The sequence below is a fragment of the Paenibacillus apii genome (genome assembly GCF_011043685.1).
GTDB lineage: Bacteria > Bacillota > Bacilli > Paenibacillales > Paenibacillaceae > Paenibacillus_AQ > Paenibacillus_AQ sabinae.
Genome location: NZ_JAAKGU010000002.1, coordinates 161633 through 180201, shown reverse-complemented (window position 1 = coordinate 180201; position 18569 = coordinate 161633). Strand labels below are relative to the sequence as shown.

The 18569-nt window shown below is 53.6% G+C and carries 19 protein-coding genes and 1 riboswitch; of the genes, 4 read left to right on the top strand and 15 right to left on the bottom strand.

Annotation, left to right across the window (positions count from 1 at the left end; genetic code table 11):
* Positions 1–45: 45 nt before the first annotated feature.
* Positions 46–237: a hypothetical protein gene (locus tag G5B47_RS06740; RefSeq protein ID WP_165095943.1), complete on the top strand. Its 192-nt coding sequence runs from the start codon at positions 46–48 to the stop codon at positions 235–237.
* A 115-nt stretch (positions 238–352) separates the two neighbouring features.
* On the opposite strand, the gene G5B47_RS06735 is transcribed toward G5B47_RS06740, so the two are convergent.
* Complete coding sequence (locus G5B47_RS06735) at positions 353–1489, bottom strand: copper amine oxidase N-terminal domain-containing protein (protein ID WP_165095941.1); 1137 nt, start codon at positions 1487–1489, stop codon at positions 353–355.
* A gap of 240 nt (positions 1490–1729) precedes the next feature.
* On the bottom strand, positions 1730–2389 hold the full coding sequence (locus G5B47_RS06730; RefSeq protein WP_165095939.1) for a xanthine phosphoribosyltransferase: 660 nt from the start codon (positions 2387–2389) through the stop codon (positions 1730–1732).
* A gap of 200 nt (positions 2390–2589) precedes the next feature.
* Positions 2590–2693: riboswitch (purine riboswitch) on the bottom strand.
* 281 nt (positions 2694–2974) lie between these two features.
* Here G5B47_RS06730 and G5B47_RS06725 point away from each other — a divergent pair.
* Positions 2975–3940, top strand: coding sequence for a Gfo/Idh/MocA family protein (locus G5B47_RS06725; protein ID WP_165095937.1), 966 nt, complete (start codon positions 2975–2977; stop codon positions 3938–3940).
* 74 nt (positions 3941–4014) lie between these two features.
* Here the strand turns inward: G5B47_RS06725 and G5B47_RS06720 are convergent, their stop codons facing one another.
* The 5 genes from G5B47_RS06720 to G5B47_RS06700 all read right to left on the bottom strand — a co-directional run bounded on the left by G5B47_RS06720 (position 4015) and on the right by G5B47_RS06700 (position 8112).
* On the bottom strand, positions 4015–4335 hold the full coding sequence (locus G5B47_RS06720) for an ArsR/SmtB family transcription factor (protein WP_165095935.1): 321 nt from the start codon (positions 4333–4335) through the stop codon (positions 4015–4017).
* Between the two features lies 1 nt (position 4336).
* On the bottom strand, positions 4337–4771 hold the full coding sequence (locus G5B47_RS06715; protein WP_165095933.1) for an SRPBCC family protein: 435 nt from the start codon (positions 4769–4771) through the stop codon (positions 4337–4339).
* Positions 4772–4933: 162 nt separating this feature from the next.
* A complete protein-coding gene (locus tag G5B47_RS06710; RefSeq protein WP_165095931.1) occupies positions 4934–5857 on the bottom strand; it encodes an AEC family transporter in 924 nt (307 codons plus the stop codon).
* 159 nt (positions 5858–6016) lie between these two features.
* Complete coding sequence (locus G5B47_RS06705; protein WP_165095929.1) at positions 6017–6307, bottom strand: DUF6509 family protein; 291 nt, start codon at positions 6305–6307, stop codon at positions 6017–6019.
* A 392-nt stretch (positions 6308–6699) separates the two neighbouring features.
* Entirely contained in the window at positions 6700–8112 is a 1413-nt protein-coding gene (locus G5B47_RS06700) for a hypothetical protein (RefSeq protein WP_165095927.1), read from the bottom strand.
* A 315-nt stretch (positions 8113–8427) separates the two neighbouring features.
* Between G5B47_RS06700 and G5B47_RS06695 the strand changes: the two genes are divergently transcribed.
* Positions 8428–8742, top strand: coding sequence for a DUF2628 domain-containing protein (locus G5B47_RS06695; RefSeq protein WP_165095925.1), 315 nt, complete (start codon positions 8428–8430; stop codon positions 8740–8742).
* Between the two features lie 112 nt (positions 8743–8854).
* Here G5B47_RS06695 and G5B47_RS06690 read toward each other — a convergent pair whose 3' ends face one another.
* The 7 genes from G5B47_RS06690 to G5B47_RS06660 all read right to left on the bottom strand — a co-directional run bounded on the left by G5B47_RS06690 (position 8855) and on the right by G5B47_RS06660 (position 15011).
* Positions 8855–9700: an EcsC family protein gene (locus G5B47_RS06690; RefSeq protein WP_235949755.1), complete on the bottom strand. Its 846-nt coding sequence runs from the start codon at positions 9698–9700 to the stop codon at positions 8855–8857.
* Between the two features lie 203 nt (positions 9701–9903).
* Positions 9904–10173, bottom strand: a complete 270-nt coding sequence (locus tag G5B47_RS06685; protein WP_025337016.1) for a hypothetical protein — start codon at positions 10171–10173, stop codon at positions 9904–9906.
* Positions 10174–10429: 256 nt separating this feature from the next.
* Complete coding sequence (locus G5B47_RS06680) at positions 10430–10948, bottom strand: DJ-1/PfpI family protein (RefSeq protein WP_165095923.1); 519 nt, start codon at positions 10946–10948, stop codon at positions 10430–10432.
* A 144-nt stretch (positions 10949–11092) separates the two neighbouring features.
* On the bottom strand, positions 11093–11521 hold the full coding sequence (locus G5B47_RS06675; RefSeq protein ID WP_165095921.1) for a winged helix-turn-helix transcriptional regulator: 429 nt from the start codon (positions 11519–11521) through the stop codon (positions 11093–11095).
* A gap of 894 nt (positions 11522–12415) precedes the next feature.
* On the bottom strand, positions 12416–13837 hold the full coding sequence (locus G5B47_RS06670; RefSeq protein WP_165095919.1) for a radical SAM protein: 1422 nt from the start codon (positions 13835–13837) through the stop codon (positions 12416–12418).
* An 81-nt stretch (positions 13838–13918) separates the two neighbouring features.
* Positions 13919–14722, bottom strand: coding sequence for a prolipoprotein diacylglyceryl transferase (locus G5B47_RS06665; protein WP_165095917.1), 804 nt, complete (start codon positions 14720–14722; stop codon positions 13919–13921).
* Positions 14723–14747: 25 nt separating this feature from the next.
* Positions 14748–15011: a B-box zinc finger protein gene (locus G5B47_RS06660; RefSeq protein WP_165095914.1), complete on the bottom strand. Its 264-nt coding sequence runs from the start codon at positions 15009–15011 to the stop codon at positions 14748–14750.
* Between the two features lie 115 nt (positions 15012–15126).
* On the opposite strand from G5B47_RS06660, the gene G5B47_RS06655 reads away from it, so the two are divergent.
* Positions 15127–17160 (top strand): glycoside hydrolase family 97 protein, encoded by a 2034-nt coding sequence (locus G5B47_RS06655; RefSeq protein WP_165095911.1) that lies wholly within the window; start codon positions 15127–15129, stop codon positions 17158–17160.
* A gap of 169 nt (positions 17161–17329) precedes the next feature.
* Here the strand turns inward: G5B47_RS06655 and G5B47_RS06650 are convergent, their stop codons facing one another.
* Positions 17330–18568: an ABC-2 family transporter permease gene (locus G5B47_RS06650; protein ID WP_025337023.1), complete on the bottom strand. Its 1239-nt coding sequence runs from the start codon at positions 18566–18568 to the stop codon at positions 17330–17332.
* Between the last annotated feature and the right edge of the window lies 1 nt (position 18569).

Here is an 18569-nt window from a genome sequence, read left to right as displayed (position 1 = left end):
AATGGAATATTATGGTGGTATAATCATGGTAAAGGAGATGTTCAAATGAGTGACTTCTTTAATCCAGGACCCCCTGCAAATTCCACAGACCCCGGCGGTCATAAAGCTAATCATGATGTCAATGAGAAAAAACTTCATACAGAAGGCGTCCGCGGCTTTTGGAGACAGGTAACGGATTTGCTTATCGGATTGGCTATTATTGCATTAATCGTTATTGTGATTCTTTGGATCTTCTAAAGTTAAAAACAGCGACAGGTTTGGACGATTTGTCCATATCTGTCGCTGTTTTGGCTTCCGGCACAGCCGTATGATCCAGCCACTGGGATACCGGGGCGGAATAACCTCATCCGTTTTATTCGGGCGACAAGCTGTACATCACCGTTCTGCTCTTGTCGTTCGCAAGCGAACGGTACGTCAGCGTCAGCCGGTTCCCGTCGCGCTTGGTCAGAATAAGCATTCTTGCCAGCACGTAGGGGTCTTGGCCGTCGGACTTCTCCCAGTCCTTCCAATCTTCGGGCGTAACCAGTTCCTTGTTCAGATTGACGGCGGCATCCGTGCCGTTTTGAATTAAATACAAGTGCGACGTATCGATGAAGCGGAGGATCAGCGCATCGGGAGCGGCATATTCGACGGTGAACTTGCCGCCCTGTCCGGTAAGCGCCTCTATGTCATACAGCCTGCCGAGACTGCCGTCGCCGTTAATATACTGCACGCTGTCGTCGTCCCTTATATACAGCTGTGTGGACGAGACCTTCGGATCTTCCGAATAGGCCGGAGCCATGAGATGAAAGTCCATCTGCTTAACGATTTTGCCGTCCCGGATCACCGTCTGGTATACATTGCTGAAATTATTGAACATGGCGTAGTGGTTGTCGCTTAACACAAGCAAATGCGTTCCCCGGGCCACTGTCTTTATCTCCAGATTATGCATATACGATGATTCAATCAGAGGCAGCTTGCCCAGAAGCGCCGGCTGTCCCGAGGCGGAAGGGGAGATGTAGACTTCGCCCGTATGCAGCGATACCCAATACGTCATATCAGGGACGGCTGCCGTGACAAACCGCGCCTCGTCGATGATATTCACATTGCCTCTATCCGGATCACGCCCGATTCTTCCTCCCAGCGCGCCTGTTCCGCTTACAAGCGGAATATAGACGGTGCCTGCCACAATCCGTACCGGCTTCGCAAGCTGAAATGCGGTTCCATTCACTTTGGCGACTTTGGAGCCAGCCGTTACGGTAATCTGCCGCCTTGGACGCGTCAAAACGGCCGTTTTGGATGCCTGGTTCCATACGACCGAATATCCCATATCCATTGCAAAGGTTTTGAGAGGAACCCATGTTGTTCCCGCCGAGACGGTTGCCTTGCTTGCAAGATCCAAATTCTTATAATTCAACAAAATCGGGGAAACCTCCGCTCCAAACGCCGTGCTTGCGCCCCAGCCGAGCATCGCAGCCAGAACAACGGCCGCCAGTCTGCCAGTTCTCATTCTTACCAACCTCCTCTTCATGTACCTTTCATAATAGTTGGACGAAATTACCTGGGAAAAGTTTCATGATCTCGTTCTCCGGCAGCGCTTTAGAGGAGACCGCGCGTTACAAGTGCCACCATGATTCCTGAGCTCACCGATTGCATATCCGGGGATTCAGCAGAAAAAACGGATACCGTCCTTAAGGGAACATATCCGTTAATTTCAATCTGATGCTATATTACTACGCCTCAAAGGCAATCAGGCCTGCTGCGCTTCCTGCACGGCGGCCGGAGCCATCATTTCCCGGGCATCCTTCGTCTTCGAAAGGCCCCCGGTAATTTCCTCATTTTCGATAAAATGCACTTCTCCCGGCGCCATCGCCGAAATCCGGGCCAGGGAATGAACTTCCACGCCCATCTCCTCCAGCAGCCCGCGTCCTTCCTGAAAGCACTTCTCGATGACGCAGCCGACGCCCAGCAGCTCGGCTCCCGCTTCGCGCACGATATCGACCAGGCCCACCAGGGCCGCGCCCGTGGCGAGGAAATCGTCGACGATGAGCACTTTGTCGCCGGGGCCGAGATATTTTTGCGAAATGCAGACTTGATACGATTCCTGACGCGTGAACGAGTGAACCGGCGCCGAATAGACCTGCTCGGAGAGGGTCACGGCTTTCTTCTTCTTGGCATACACAAACGGTACGCTTAGCGCGATTGACGCCGCCATGGCAAACTGGATGCCGCTCGCCTCGATCGTCAACACCTTGGTGATCGGTCTGCCGCCGAAGATCCGGCCGAACTCCTTCCCGATTTCAAGCGCCAATCCGGTATCGACCTGATGATTCAGGAACGAGTCCACCTTCAGCACCGTATCCGACAAAATCTGTCCTTCCTGTCTAATACGTTCTTCCAACACTTTCATCTCTGCTTCTTCCGCTCCTTCTTCCTTTTCGGAAACCTGAAATAGCCCCGCAAGCGCAGCTTGGGCCTGAAATCTCCCTTTCCTTTGCAAAAAGCAAAAAAGGACAGATTCCTTGAGCGTTTCTCTCAAGTGAATCTGCCCCTCCGGGTGATGTCCCTTATGGTGTAACACGGCAGGCGTGTCCGCTCCGCCTATAAACCCGGGTCGCGCTGTTCACTCATAGTCGGACAATTGCGGTGGTCATCCGGTAGAAACTTATGGGCCATATTCCCACGATTATATGAGTTCAATTGTTCTTTCCTTATCGTTACATTTTGAAAAAAGCACGCCCTTTATATTACACGGTATGCTTTATCGTTACAAGGGCATTTTCCCCACCAATAACCGTCCGGTTGAAGGCATTCCTTGCGCTTGCGCTGCCCCTAGGCAAGCTCCCCACAGCAAGCTCTCACAGAATTGACAGATATCCCTCCCGGTTATATACTCTAGGGAAATGTTTAGCACCTTTTTTGTTTGTTTAGCACATATGTGCACTATGTGAGGTAGTCGAACTCAGGTTCAAACAAGCGAAACGGAGGGATTGAGTTGAGTACAATCAAATGGGGCATTATTGGGCCGGGCGGAATCGCCCAAGACTTCGCCGAAGCGATGCAGCAATACGGCGGCACGCTGTATGCTGTAGGATCGCGCAGTCTGGATAAAGCGCAGAGCTTCGCCGAAAAGTTCGGAGTCTCCAAAGCCTATGGTGATTATCACGAAATGCTGCAGGACCCCGAAATCGACGCCGTCTACGTCTCCACGCCGCACAGCAATCACTATGAATATATAATCGAAAGCCTGAAACAGGGCAAGCACGTGCTTGCGGAGAAGGCGATCACTGTCAATATCGCCCAGCTGCGGGAAATTACAGCCTTGGCCGAAGAGAAAGGGCTGGTCGTGGCGGAAGCGATGACGATCTACCACATGCCTTTGTACACCAAGCTCCGGGAAATTCTGAACAGCGGCAAAATCGGCCCGCTCAAAATGATCCAGGTCTCCTTCGGCAGCCATAAGGAATACGATGTGAACAACCGGTTCTTTAGTAAAGACCTGGCTGGGGGAGCGCTGCTCGACATCGGCACCTATGCCCTGTCGTTCGCCCGTTATTTCCTGTCCGAACAGCCGCATGAGGTACTTACTACCGTCAAGCCGTTCGAGACCGGAGTCGACGAACAGTCGGGCATTATTCTGAAGAACAAAGCCGACGAGATGGCCGTCGTCGCACTGACGATGCGCGCCAAAATGCCGAAAAGAGGCGTCGTCGCCGGAGAGAACGGCTTCATTACCGTCGATAACTTCCCCCGCGCCTCCAAAGCCGTCATTCAATATCTGGACGGAACGACGGAAACGGTCGAAGCCGGAGAGACGGAAGCGGCCCTTCAGTATGAAATCAAGCATATGGAGCAGGCCATCCAGTCGGGCGGCAGCCCTACGCTTCAGCTGTCCCTGGACGTAATGGATATCATGAGCAATGTCAGAGGGCAGTGGGGCATCACCTATCCTTTTGAATAAGTGGACAGACCAGAAGTTGTTCTGCCAAAAAAAACCGGTCATTCGCGATCATGCTTGCGGATGGCCGGTTTCGTTTATTCTTCATTTTCGACGATATGCTTCAGAATGGACAGCTTGTTGCTCCAGAACCGTTCGTAATACGACAGCCAATCCTGAAGCTCCCGCAGCGGTTCCGGGTGCAGGCGGTACAGCTTCTCCCTGCCGGCCTTGCGGCCGATGACCAGCTCCGCCTCCGACAGGATTTGCAGATGCTTGGCAATAGCCGTACGGCTTACCGGAAAATGGGCGGCAATCTCGGAGATCGGCCTCTCCTTCTCGGAAAGCAGCTTTAGCACCTGCCGGCGGGTCGGATCGGCAATCGCCTGAAACACATCATGCTTCTCCGCCGCCGCCATATTAAGCCTCGGCCGCCTTTTTCAGCCGCTCCTGCACAATAGCAGCCCAGCCGCCCGCCATCCGGCCATGAATGACCGAGCTTTTCTCGTTCGCTTTACCAATGAGCTCGTCCGGCTGCTTCCACCCGCCGTGAACCAGCGTAAATTCCGTCTGATCGCCCAGCTCTTTCAATAAAAAAGAAACGGTCCAGCCTTCGGTATCCCAGGTAAAAGCCAGACTGTTCGGCGGATCAAGCTCCGTTACCTTGCACGGTGTCGGGCCGAAAGGTGACTGCAGATGAAATTCATGGCCGAGCTCCGCCTGAAAGTCGTTTGGCATAAACCACTGCGCGATCCCCTCCGCTGTCGATACTTTTTCCCATACCTTGCCGATCGGCGCATTGATAACAACGGTCTGCACCACGTCCGGCAGATTGTTCCCCCGGTTGTCTTCCATTTTGCTTATCCCTCTTTCGCCTTTGAATATAACACCTTTTGGTTTCGCTTTATCATTATATAGAACCTTTTGGTTGCATGTCAAAAAGAAACGGGCTTCCTTCTTCAGGATGCACCGTTTCACCGGAAAACAGGAGTTTGAAGTTCTCTGCCGGAGCTTTACCTAAGCAATTGCCACGATAAGCATGGGCAGCACCAGGAAGGAGGACAACGTCGTCCAAAGAATGCAGCGGGAAACGACTGACGGGGATGCTCCATAGCGTTCCGCCAGAACAACCCCGTTAACCGCGACCGGCATGGAAGCAAGGATAAAGAGCACCGAATGGAGCGTTCCCGTAATCCCGAGCAAAGCCAATATGACCAGCGCAAGCAGCGGTCCCGCCAGTACCCGCATCGCGATTCCCGTCCAGAACACCGATCGTTCTCTCTTGACCCCGGGCAGCATGCCGACCTTCATCATTTGCGCGCCCAGAATGGCCAGCACTACCGGAGAGTATGCGCCCGCCGCCATCGTAACTCCCTTCTCCACTTCAGCCGGCAGGTGCAGGTGAAAGGCCCGGAGCAGCATCGCCAGTATGGCGGCGTAGATCGCGGGGAGGGAGAACACCGATTTAACGGCATTTTTCACGGAAAAATGGGACCGGGCCGCAAAATAAATCCCGATCGTGTTGACGATAATCATCTGGCCAATGACATACACGGAGGCTTTATCGAGTCCCGCTTGACCAAAGGCGAGCAGTACGAGCGGAAGGCCGTAGTTCACGCTGTTGGTAAAGGTGGAAACCAGCGTAAGCCCGGCCCTGTCCTGCGAGGAGAACTTCAACACCCGGCCCATCGCCGCCGCCGCTCCCCAGAGGACCAGCAGATTCGATAAGGAGAACGCTAGCGTCAAATAGATATCATCAAATGAAATTTCCGCGTGTAACAGCGTATCTAGAATAATGGCCGGGCTTAAAAAATACAGGTACAGAGTAAGCAGCGGCTTCGTGTCCAGACGCTTAAAGCGTTCCAGCAGCGCGCCGGAAATAACCGGGATCGACAAAGGGACGATGACTTCAAGCAGCGTGGACAGCACGGTTTGGATCACGAACGGGCACCTCGTTATGTAGAATATTTCCTTCTACTATACCCCCGAGGTGATTGGCCGTCCAAGACTTGTAAGCAATATTCCCGATAGATACCGCCTATACAATCAGTACTTATTGAAAAGATATCCGGTTGAAAAGGTATCCGGCGCAGCAGGAGATTAACTTTCCGGCAGATGTTCCTTGCAAAAGGCTTCCAGCTCTCCCTCTTCGTCATCTTCCAAATCGAAGTCGAGCAGCTTCTGCGTCGTCGTTTCGATCAGATCGTAAGTTACGACGCTTACCTCTCCACCATCCTCTTTGACAATGACCCGCACGGTGACCCCGTTCTCCGAGTACAGCTCGTCCTCTTCCGGGACGACCAGGTTGATCATGAACTCATAACGGTTTCCCGCAATAATACCGAACGGGTCCGGGACCTGCTCGGCTGTGTAACTCGATATTTCAAGCATGTATATCGCTCCTTTTCTTCGTTCAGGAAATCATCATAGCACAGGCCCGGCAGGCTCCGCCAGATGAACCGCGCGTTCCCGGTCAATGCGCTTCGGCCCTCTTCATTTCAGCCTTTCCGCCTGCCGACGCTTGTACAACTTTGGCAAAGAAAAAAGGGCCATGCCAAGACACTTAGGCTTCTTGGCATGACGTGGACACCTTTTCTCTTCACCGATCATTGGCTGTCGGTCATTGGCTGTCGGTCATTGGCTGTCGGTCATTGGCTGTCGGTCATTTGTTGGGGCGCCACCATATTAGTAGTTCTAAACAGAACTATCATTTGTAGAATCGCGTCGCCATGCGTCGCCTCTAGGAGAACGCCGCTGTCGTTTGAAGGCGAAAAATGATGGAGTCAGACGAGAAACATGGCGACTACAGTGGTGACGGCAAGGCCGATCAGCACAGGCTTGAGGTTACGGCGCGCCAGTTCGAACGGGCTGACACCGCAGATGGCCGCCGCCGGGATGAGCGCCCAGGGAATGAGCGTGCCGCCGCCGACCCAAATGGCGGCGATCTGGCCAAGCGCCGTCAGCGTCTCGGCGCCGGATCCGATGGCGGCGGCGAACAGATGCGCGACGGAACCGGCAAGCGAGATGCCGGAGAATCCTGAACCGTCCAGACCGGTGATTGCACCGGTGACGGTCAGTGTGACCGCGCCGACGATGCCGTTCAGCGGGACGGAGTTCGCCAGCGCCACGCCCAGGTCATTGACGATGCCATGCGAGGCTTCGGAGAGGACGGTGCCGAACAGCTCGGTGAAAGCGGAGTCGCCGAGGTAGAAGAAGGCCGCGATCGGAATGACGGGGCCGAAGACTTTGAAGCCGAAGACGAAGCCGTCGATGAGGTAGGAGGTGATCTGCTCAAGTCCCCGATTGCGGTGCGCAAGCAAGGTGACGAAGATTAAAATGAGGACGGCGGTGCCGCCGATCAGAGCGGTCGCGTCGCCGCCTTGAAGACGCAGGAGGAACATCGCCGCCACATCGGCGAGAAACAGCAGCGGAATGAGGACGGCTAGCGCTTTTTTCAATCGGGGATGAAGAATGGCCGGATGAAGAGGGGAAGAAGACTCCCCGAATACGCCCGGTGTCCGCCCCGCCGAGACGAGGCCGTCTTTCCAGGTCCCTTTCTTCTGATCCCTGCGCATCATCCAGAAGGCGGCGGCGGTCGTCACGATTCCCATAACCGCGACGAGCGGAACGCTCGCCTCCATTACGCCGGCGACCGGCAGGCCCGCGGCGTCCGCCGTCAGCTTCGGCGCCCCCTGGATAATGTAGTCGCCGGAGAGGGCGATGCCGTGGCCGAACAGATTCATGGCCATCGCCGCTCCGAGCGCGGGCAGGCCGACCCGGAGCGCCACCGGCAGCAGGACCGCACCAACCAGAGCGACAGCCGGCGAAGGCCAGAAAAAGAGGGAGGTAACCAGCATAATGATGCCGATTCCCCAATACGCCATCGCCGGCGTGCGCAGAAACCGGGTCAGCGGCGACACCATCGTCTCGTTGATGCCGGTAATCATCAGCACCCGGCTCATGGCCACAATAATGGAAATGATCATAATCGTTCCCATCAATTCTTTTGTAGCGTAGACAAAGGAGTTGAACACACCGGATACCGAACCGCCGAGCGTCTCCGTCGCCAGGAGTCCCAGGATAAAGATGCCGGCCACGCAAATCATCGTCGTGTCGCGCCGCCTGATCAGCAGCGCCATAATAAATACGATAAACGCCAAATAGACGTAATGGATTGCCGTTAACTGGATTCCCATGGCAGAAATCGCTCCCTTAACTTATAGCCTTGATGCTATAAGCTATGCGAGAGCCCAGCAGGCGGTTCATGCGTCTCACCTTACCATTTTGTAAAAATGAGGAGCAACAGCATCCCTGTGATAAGATTAGACCAAAAGTCATAGTTTATTCAGACTTATTTTACTTTAAACGACACAAATGATAATAAAGACCCATATTTTTCATGGTATTATTTACTTACTGAAGGGAAAAGTCTAACAATCATCACCCTTCCATCCTAGTACTATGCGATCCACTTTCCTTTCTTTTTTAAATTATTTTGAGGATGTGACCTAATGAAAGTTGTATTGAAGAATCCGGGGGGATTGACTAAAGAGGTTAAGGTTGGCTTCAGTTGGACTACCTTCTTTTTTGGCTTTTTACCGGCTTTATTCCGGGGCGATTTGAAATGGGCAATCATCATGTTAATCATCGAAGCGGTTATCGGCTCATTTACCCTTGGAATCGGCGCCTTCGTAACCGGGATCGTATTTTCCTTTGTCTACAATAATATTTACATTAAGGAACTGATTGAAAAAGGATATGCTCCCGCAGACGGACGTTCCAGAACGATTCTGGAAGACCGGCAAATCCTCTCTCGGGCAGCTTAAAATTAAAGTACATATGCGGCGCTTTAGCTTCACTATGAGCCAGATTCCTTTGTTAGCAGAATAGGAGTCTGGCTTTTGTTTCATAATTTAATCCGGCAAAAAAAATCTTGCTTTAAGTTGTTTCGCCGCCTTCCTCCAGCCTGGCCAGTATTCTCCGCTTGCGGTACAGCATCATGGCCGCTTCCGCCACCGCCTTCAGCATCTCCCGGTTCGTGTATGCGCCGAAGAACATCCCCGCGACGGGAATCGTCTGCAGCAGCTTCTTCGAGCTCCAGTTATCGCGGTAGGCGGCAATCACTTCCCGCCAACCCTGAATTTTGGACACCGCCGCCCCATCGCCGCCGCCAATCCGGCCGTCGCTGCCGAGCTCCAGGTCCAGCTCCTCCAGAATCGCCCGTCTGCCGACCGCCTCGGCTGAGGCCAGCTGCATCACTTTGACGGCGAAGATGCGCTCCTCCTTCTCCAATGGGTTAAATCCGTAGCAGAGGCCGATCTCCTGGATCACCTTCAGTGACAGGCCGAGGATGGCAGGGATATCCGCCGCAAGCGTAAACACGCCTCCGAAGCCGGTAGTCGCCCCTTGAGCCGTGGCGAAATTGCTTCGGCTCTTGGACAGGCGGCGCGCCGCTTCGTCCATCACCGCAAGCGGGTAAGGGCCTTCACCCTTGCCTCCAGTCTCGCGGCTCACCTCGCCCACAAGCTCGCCCACCTTGCGCCCTGCCACAAGGTAGTTGCCGCCATTTTGAATGTAGACGCCCAGCTCATTCAGCAGCTGGCCTATTTTTTCATGAACAACCTTAGGGGTAAGCTTGTCCAGCAGCTTAAACGGGAGCCGGGTCAGCCGTTCCCAAATCATCAGCTGTCTCTGCTCCTTTTCCCATTTCCTGACCTCTTCCAGTGCCAAGCGCAGCTCCTCCTGCGTTTCCAGCCCTCCGGAACCCAGCGTCATTTCCGTCATCGTCATGCCTCCTTTTTAACCGTTATTTACGCGGCAAACGTTCACCCGTTTCCTACTATATACCCCAAATCCGCCTGCATCGCTTGAAAATAACGTTTCTGGGCATCCTAAAATCAGCCTATTAAAAAAGACCTCCGCCGATGGCGGAAGCCTTTGACTTTTTATTAAACCATGTCTGTGCTCATGGCCATTTGCCCGGCGGATCAGCGGTTTTGTTTGGACAAAGAGGCCAGCCGTTCCTTCTCCGTTGCCAGCATTTCTTCCGCCAGATCGACGCCATGCCCCTGCACCGAGCCTTCGGGCGCGTGCCGGACTGCCTGCTCCGCATGCTTCAGGCTGTTCTCGGCCTGCTCGATTACCTGCTCCGTGGGATGGCTCATCGCCTGGGAAACGGCGTTATGCAGTTTAGCCGCCGCATCCTCCGCCTGATCGACCGTGCTGTTCGAACGCATACTGGACTCATAATGTCTCATAAATAAGGACCACTCCTTCTCAAGCGGACTATTCTTTCCCGTTTAGGATGGCCGGATGGCGACGGTTTATGTACTTGGCATGAAGGGAAAATGTGGGGGCGGCTGCTGTTGTTCGCGGCCCCGCTCCAGCGCAAAAAGCAGCGGATTCTTATGATCCGCTGCCGTATAATACTCCCCGGCGGCAACTTGACCGTCAGGCTCCCCGCCCGCCGGTTCAACCCGGCGGACGGAGTTCAAAACACGCTCGCGCCTGTAATTAGGCAAGCGCCGCTACGAGGCTCTTGCCGAAGTCCCGCGCGCCGTCCGGTCCGTTGCTGGTGATGATATCGTCATGCGCCACCACATTTTGCACCACATAGTCGGCGCTGTTGGCTTTCAGCTCATCAATCATGGCATCAACCGGATAGCAGGTCGCCTGGCGTCCGGCCAGCAGACCCGTCTTCGCAACCGCCACAGAACCTGCGCAGATGCCGGCCACGAGGATCTTTTGCTCGTAAGCCTGCTTCAAGTATTGGATCAGGTTGTCGTCGCCCCACAGATAATCGATCGTGCCGGAGCCGCCGATGACGGCCACCACATCATAGTCGTTAGCGGAAACGTCGGAATAAACGACTTCAGCGTTTACTTTTCCCTGATTGTCGCCGGTGATTTCTCCTGTCTTCGTGCTGGCGACTGTTACCGCGATGCCCGCGTTCTCAAGCTCCGCCTTCGGATGAAACAGTTCGTCCTCGTTGAAGCGGTCCGGCGGAATAATCAGCAGTGCTTTTTTACTCATCGTTATTTCCCTCCCAAGGTTATCTTCACGCAACAACCATTGTAGCGCCGCCGATATTCCTTGTGAAGAATGCACTTTTTTGTACAGAGGTTACCAAAAGGTAACCTGCTCAAGCTTTTTCCGGTCTATAGCCGCGTGGCTTGTTCAGGCTTTTTTGCAGGTTCCCTCGCACTGGTCCGCCGCTAATTCCAGGCCGCCATCCGGGTTTAGCTCCTGTCTGATCCGCTCGATCCGCATTTTTCCCCATTCGTACATCATCTCGACAATCGGCAGAAGCGTCATCCCAAGCTCCGTCATCGAGTACTCCACCTTCGGCGGGATATCGGGGTACACCTCCCGGTGGACAATGCCGTCCTCCATTAATTCGCGCAGCTGCTGGGTCAGTATTTTATGAGAAATTTTCGGAAAAAGCTTCTGTAAATCGCTGAACCGGTGCGGCCCCTCCACCCCGAGATGCCACAAAATGACGACCTTCCATTTTCCGCTGATGATGGACAGGGTAAGCTCCTTTTCGCAGTGAAAATCGCCGTTCACGATTTTTTGTTTGATTTCCTCTCTTAACGGATCGGACATTCGGCCGCTCCTCCTTAATTTCATTGGTACGCCGTGCTCTTGCGCCGGTCTATAGCCTCCTGGGGACGTCTCCCGTTATTATACACTATTATCGCTGCGGGCTTCGGCGGGCGGTGTAACGTTACTAAACCATTCAAAAAAGGACACCGTCAATGGATGCCCTTCCTGCACCGGGAGTTGACGCCCGGCAGTTGTAAGGTAGAGATCTATAACCTTTTTCAGCAGGAGCTTGGAAACGCCGGTTCCCCTATTAAGATACTGAGACGGTGGCAGATGCTTGGGGCGGAATGCCTATCAAACGGGATAGGGGTTGTATACGTTTAAAGTCAAGCAAGATGTCCCGACAGCGGGATAGTTAGCAGGTGCGTGGGAGTGGGGTCGTGAAATTGCCTACGGGTAGATAGGTTGGATGGGGGTTCGATCAGTTGGATGGGTTCGGTGGGTTTGATGGGGGTTGGATAGGTGGTTCGATGGGTTGGATTGATGGGTGGTTCGATGGGGCTGTGGTTAGTTGGTCGATGGCCCGGTTGGTCGATGGGAAGGTGAAGGTGGCTGGGTTGGCGAGATTCCTGCGATGATACATCTTTTTTCCATGGAAATCCGCCTCCCAGACTGAATGCCTGCAAAAGTGCAGGCACTCCACCTCCCCTCACCCCGATTGGCGATACATAAGCTCAAAACCTGCACATTCGCATCAATCACTTTTTCCTACGCAAAATTCATCTGTCAAACCTGCAGGTTTGCAGGAAAATGCCAACCGCCATACACCGGGCACAGACCGAACCGTAGTAGTCAGGAAGCAGTCAGAAAAGCGTCCGTTAGTTTTAGCCACCTATTCAGCTCGTTCCCCTCGCGGCCACCTTTTCAGCCCATCCCCCTCGCGGCTGGCTCCCCCTACTGGACTTCCCCGTCCCAAGCGGTCGCGATCTCGTCCCTTATCCCTTCCAGCAGCTGCTCCTTGTCGTCCCGGTAGAACAAATTATAGGTGTCAAAAGGAATGATCCGCCCGTCGGGATGGGCGATGTGCACGCACGACTTCTTCACCGACCGCACGTCGAAATTGTGCGCATCGAGAAACTGCATCACAATGACCCGGAACACATTGTCATAGCTGATCTGCTCCGGCACGGCGGCCAGCGGCAGACAGCAAAGCAGGCTTTTCAGCGACAAGGCGGAGGAAACCGGCGAGTGCCCGGTGGAGAGCAGCTCGAACATTTTGCCCCGGATCTCGGGGTCCTGCTCGAAGACGATCGTATTGCTGCCCCCTTCAAGCAGAATATCCGGATCGATCAGTCCGGTAAGCGGCAGCACCTCCTCGCCCAGCTTCAGCGCGTAGCCCATCGCAAGGGAGTCGGGATGGCAGGGCACCGGCAAAATATCCGCCTCCCCGAACACGCCCGACTGCTCAATAATGCTGCGGCGCACCTCGCTTACCGTCAGCCGATCCGTCGCCGGATCATAGCCCTCCAGCCTTCCCGCCGCCTGGATCGGCTGAATCGTCACGCCGCGCACGGCCTTTTGATTCAGTCCGTACTGAATAATCGAGCCGATCTCCCCGTCATTCAGACCTTTCTTCAGCGTGACGACAAGCGTCGTCGAAATATTGAATTCGTTCAGATGGCGGATCGCCTCTTCCCTGATGTGCCGCAAATCGGCGCCCCGCAGCTCCTTCAGCACGGACGCCTCCAGGCTGTCGAACTGAAGGTAAATCTCGAAGCCCGGCATGTACGAAGCGAGCCGCCGCGCGAACTCCCGGTCCTTGGCGATGCGGACGCCGTTCGTGTTCACCATGATATGCTTGATCGGACGGCTCTTGGCCATGTCCAGAATCTCGAAGAACTGCGGGTGCGTCGTCGGCTCGCCGCCGCTGATCTGCACGATGTCCGGCTCGCCCTCATTCTCCACGATCCGGTCCAGCATAAACTCGATCTGCTCAAGTGATCTGTAGGAAGTGCGGTGAGGCGACGATTCGGCGAAGCAGATCGGGCAGCTCAGGTTGCAGTGATCCGTAATCTCCAGCAGCGTCAGACAGCTGTGCTGCTCATGATCCGGACAGAGGCCGCAGTCATACGGGCAGCCGTACTTAATCGGCGTATTCCACCTTAGGGGCATTTCCGAAGGCTTGATAAACTCCCGCGTCTTTTTGTAATAGGGAACGTCCGTGGAGATGAGCACCTTTTCCGGGCCGTGGAGCAGGCATCTTTTGACCATAAAGATCCGCCCGTCTTCCTCGATGATCTTGGCCTCGACTTTGCGGTAGCACACGGAGCAGATGCTGGCGGTCAGTTCATGATAGAGATACGGTCGGTTCGGCATGGAAGGACTCCTTTGCGGTGGAATGGTGAAAGCTTGGGCAGGGCCATAGATTGCCCTAAAAACCGCCGGCGCCTGCCGCTTTTATTTATAGCTTCTTGCCTCCGCGGCCGCAGCAGAGCGGCGGACACGCCCCCTGCACCACAGCAGCCAGGCGTAATAGGCAAGGCCGGCCAGACAGGCAAGCTGAATATTGTTAAGTCCGAAATAAGGATGGGGCGTCGGCTTAATGAAATCAACGGCAAACCGGAATGCCAAATAGCCGAACATGAACCATTGGAACAGCCGGCCCGAAAGGTAGATGGAACCGGGGCGGGTGCCCGCAGGCTCGCGGCTTCTCCGGTACAGGGGAATGAGCAGCACAGCCAGCGCAAGCAAAAAGGCGATCTCATACAGCTGGGTCGGATGCCGCCGGATGCCGTCGCCGAAATCGATGCCAGTGAACCAGGTCGTCGGCGTACCGTACGTATGATCGTCCAGGCCGGTCAGGAAGCAGCCGATCCGCCCGATGCACAGCCCCAGAATAAGCGGATAGGCAAAATCGTCGCCGGTAGACCTTGTCCAGCCCACCCATTTCTTGGTCAGCTCCACGCCGATCAATCCGCCAAGCAGACCGCCGACGATCGTTTTGCCGCCCCAGAGAAAATGCAGCTGCCGAAGCTGCTCCCACGTCACGGCCGGGTCCTCCAGCCAGAACAGCAGCTTCGCTCCGAGCGCCGCGCCTAGAATGGTACCCGCGAGAATTAGCAGGCTCATCAGCCGGGTCATTTCGCTTGGGCGGCGAGTCCACAGATACACCCGGAAGCCGATAAAATAAGACAGCGATTCGAACAGCACATGCGGATGAATCCGCCAGGGACCAAGAGCGATATATACGGGAAATTCCATCGGCTTCGCTCCTTTGCCTAATTTCCTAATTGGACAGCGTGAAGATATAGGCCCCGCAGATGGTCACCAGCAGCACGACAAGCGCTCCGATAACCGCCAAAATAGCAACAATGACCCGGAAGACCGCGCTGCGCCCTTTCGGCTCCGGTTTAACAAGCGAGTCCGCGCAGTTATCCCGGCATCTTCCGAAATCGGGATTATAGCATTCCTCACAGAGCGGCTTGCCGCATCTAGCGCATTGGTGGACCGCTTCGCGTTCGGGGTGGTTCATGCAACGAAAGGCTGCCATATCTTCACCTCGGCTCATGATTTACCCCTATTGTAAACGCTTTTCAAGGGATATGCCAAGCTGGAGCCCTCATAAGATGATGTAATGAGATTGGCGCGAGGAGGCGGAGCCCAAAATGACAAGCAGGTGGGTTGTTTTTTCACCCGATGGGGATATTCAGACGGAATTCATGCTTAGCAGCGGTATTCCTTATTATTGTGTGCGCTATTGTAACCGGCCCTTGATCCGGCCTTCTAAGCTGGGCTTCACCTTGGAACATGCCGAGCCGCTTAACCGGAACTTCAGGGTCTCCGCCGCCAGATATGACAGCTTTGATGAGACGTGGACACAGCCCTGGGGAGAAGTTAAGGAAATACGCAATTATTACAATGAACTCCGCGTGGAGCTTGTAGAGACAACCCCGTCTGCGCGCCGAATGTCGATTATTTTTCGCGTATATAATGACGGCCTGGGCTTCCGCTACGAGCTGCCCGAGCAGCAGCACCTCTCCCGTTTGGAAATCCGAAGCGAAGAAACCGAATTTGCCCTGACCGATGTGGAAAAGGCGTGGTGGATTCCCGCTTATCAGAAGCTGTATACCGAAGGTTTCTACAATGTAACCCCCATTCACTCCATTCCTTACCGCGCCGTCCATACCCCTCTAACGATGAAAATGGCGGATGGATTATACCTCAGCATTCACGAAGCCGAACTATCCCGCTATTCCACAATGACTCTAATGCCCCTGGAAAATAATACGCTTGCAGCCGACCTCATTCCCTGGTCCGACGGCGTTAAAGTCAAAGGCTCCACTCCGCTAAAGACGCCCTGGCGAACGGTCCAGATTGCGGAGACGCCGGGCGATTTGATTACCTCCTATTTGATTCTTAATCTGAATGAACCGAACAGGCTGGGAGATGTTTCGTGGGTGCTGCCGGGCAAGTATATCGGCATATGGTGGGGCATGCATCTGGGGATTTACACATGGAGCTATGGCCCCAAGCATGGCGCGACGACCGAGAATGCCAAAAAGTACATTGATTTTGCCGCCAAATACGGCATTCCGATGGTGGTAATTGAGGGCTGGAATATCGGATGGGAGAACGACTGGACCAAGCATGGCGAGGATTTCAGTTTTACGATCCCTTATCCGGATTATGACATTGTGGAAGTCACCTCATATGCCGCGAGCAAGGGCGTGAAAATCATCGGTCACATGGAGACGGCCGGAGCGATTCAGAATCTGGAGCAGCAAATGGAAGCGGCTTTTACATTGTTTAAAAAGCTCGGGATAGACGTTGTCAAAACGGGCTATGTCTCCCACGACCCTGCGCTCAAGCTCTTTGACGACCAAGGGAATCTGATCAGCATGGAATGGCTTGGCGGTCAATATATGGTCGATCATCATCTAAAAGTCATCGAAACCGCGGCCAGGTATCAGATCAGCCTGATCGCCCATGAGCCGGTAAAAGATACGGGTGAACGGCGGACCTACCCGAATATGATGACCCGTGAAGGCGCGCGGGGACAGGAGTTCGATGCTTCCGCCGAATATGTCGGCAACCCGCCGGACCATACGACCATCCTGCCTTTCACCCGGATGCTTGCCGGGCCCATGGACTATACGCCGGGGATTGTTAGGCTGATCTATAAGGAATTCAGACCGGGCAACCGGGTGCGGGGGACGTTAGCCAAGCAGCTCGCGCTGTATGTCATTCTGTACAGTCCTCTGCAAATGGCCGCCGACCTGCCGGAACATTACGAACAGCAGCGGGCAGCCTTTCAATTTATTCTGGATGTTCCGACCGATTGGCAGGATACCAAGGTGCTGAACGGTGAAATCGGAGATTATGTAACGATTGCCCGCAAAGACAGAAACAGCGAGGATTGGTATCTGGGCAGCATTACCGATGAGTGCGGGCGTATGCTTGAAGCACCGCTTGCTTTTCTTGATCCCGGAAAATCTTACGTGGCCGAAATATATGCCGACGGCCCCAATGCGGACTGGAGGATCAATCCCTATCCCCTGACTATTTCCAGGGTATTGGTTGATAGCAGCGTAACCCTGTCGCTGAAGCTTGCCCCGGGAGGCGGGCAGGCCATTCGCATCCGTCCGGCTGCCCCGGACGACATCAGGTCCCATCCTTCGCAGCATGATCAAAAAAGATAGGGATCAAGTACATTACGACAGCAAATGATTAAGTCCACATGAATTAGAGTTCAAAAATTTCTCGAGCTCGTAAACTGCTGAAAGAGCAATTGTAGGAACTTAATAAATGTAAGATGCTTAATTTATCGTAACAAAACTATGAATCCTACATATAGTTTCCATCGTATCCTCATACAACCTGATGCTTTTTAAATGTTCGATAAGTAAGAGGCAGCAGCAGGGCTATAACGATTACTGCAAAGCCTACCATGACCTTGTACTCTGGAATCAACTGACCAAAAATATGGAACACTTCGTAGCCGGTTACTCTTACAATACTATCCATCATATTACTCGGCAGCAAATGCATCATGTGATTAAACAAGCGGCTGCTTTTGCTTTCCTGAAGAAACATCGGACCGATAAGGAAAATTGCGATTGCAATGATAACGGGAAAAGGACTCTTCATACGGCTGGACAGCCACAGCGTCACTGCTCCCACAAGCAGACAGGCCAGACCACCAATGAAAACCGCCCACAAATACGTTTCAAAAACCGTGTAGGGGACTGGCGCCAACAGATCAATGATTTGTACACTGGCATTTCCGCCGTCAAATCCGCAAATCCCCAGCATCAAGAGTGTATAGGCTGTCAGCGCGAAGACTAGGAGTCCCAGTGACACGATGAAGCTCGCTTTCAACTTGGCGGCAATGACCCTGCTACGCCCGTAGCGAGAGGATAAAATGATGGAGTCAGCCCCACTCTGGTATTCACCTGAAAACACAGGAGCGAGACTGAGTGCGATAACGAAAGCGGTGAAAAAAAAGACATATTGCAGATTCAAGAACACATTCTCCCAACCCGTAACATAGTCCATTTGGAAAGGAACAGGGATGTTCTTATTCATCTTGATGAAGAAGGCTTTATCTTCCGCCGAATAATTGCCAAACGTATAATCCATGTTCAAATATCCATGAACCTTCTCCATCCGTTTCTCGTAAAAAGCTTTTCCGTCACTTGGTTTCAACTTGTCGATAATATAGTAATTGTATTCCCCTATGGGAGAAAAAGCGGAACGAATCAAGGAGTCAATCTGTTGATCCTTTACTTCATATTTAGCATAGGCTTCATTGGTAATCTCTCCTTTTTCATTAAGATTGTTCGGATCATGCATCAGCTTATAATGCCGATCAACCGCATCTGCTGCTTTTTCCACGGTTAGAGGACCGGCAAGTTGACGGTTGTACTCCTTTCGCAACGGGAAAGCTGCTATTCCTTTTAACTCTTTACCGTCCTTACCCGTTATGTACGCACCCGTAACCAAAGTACTTGTCATCAATATGACCATTGCTGCCAAAATCGCAATCCCTGCAAAGAATGATTTCCGGCGCATGATCTTGCGCAGCTCGAACCGAGTCAACGTATCCATC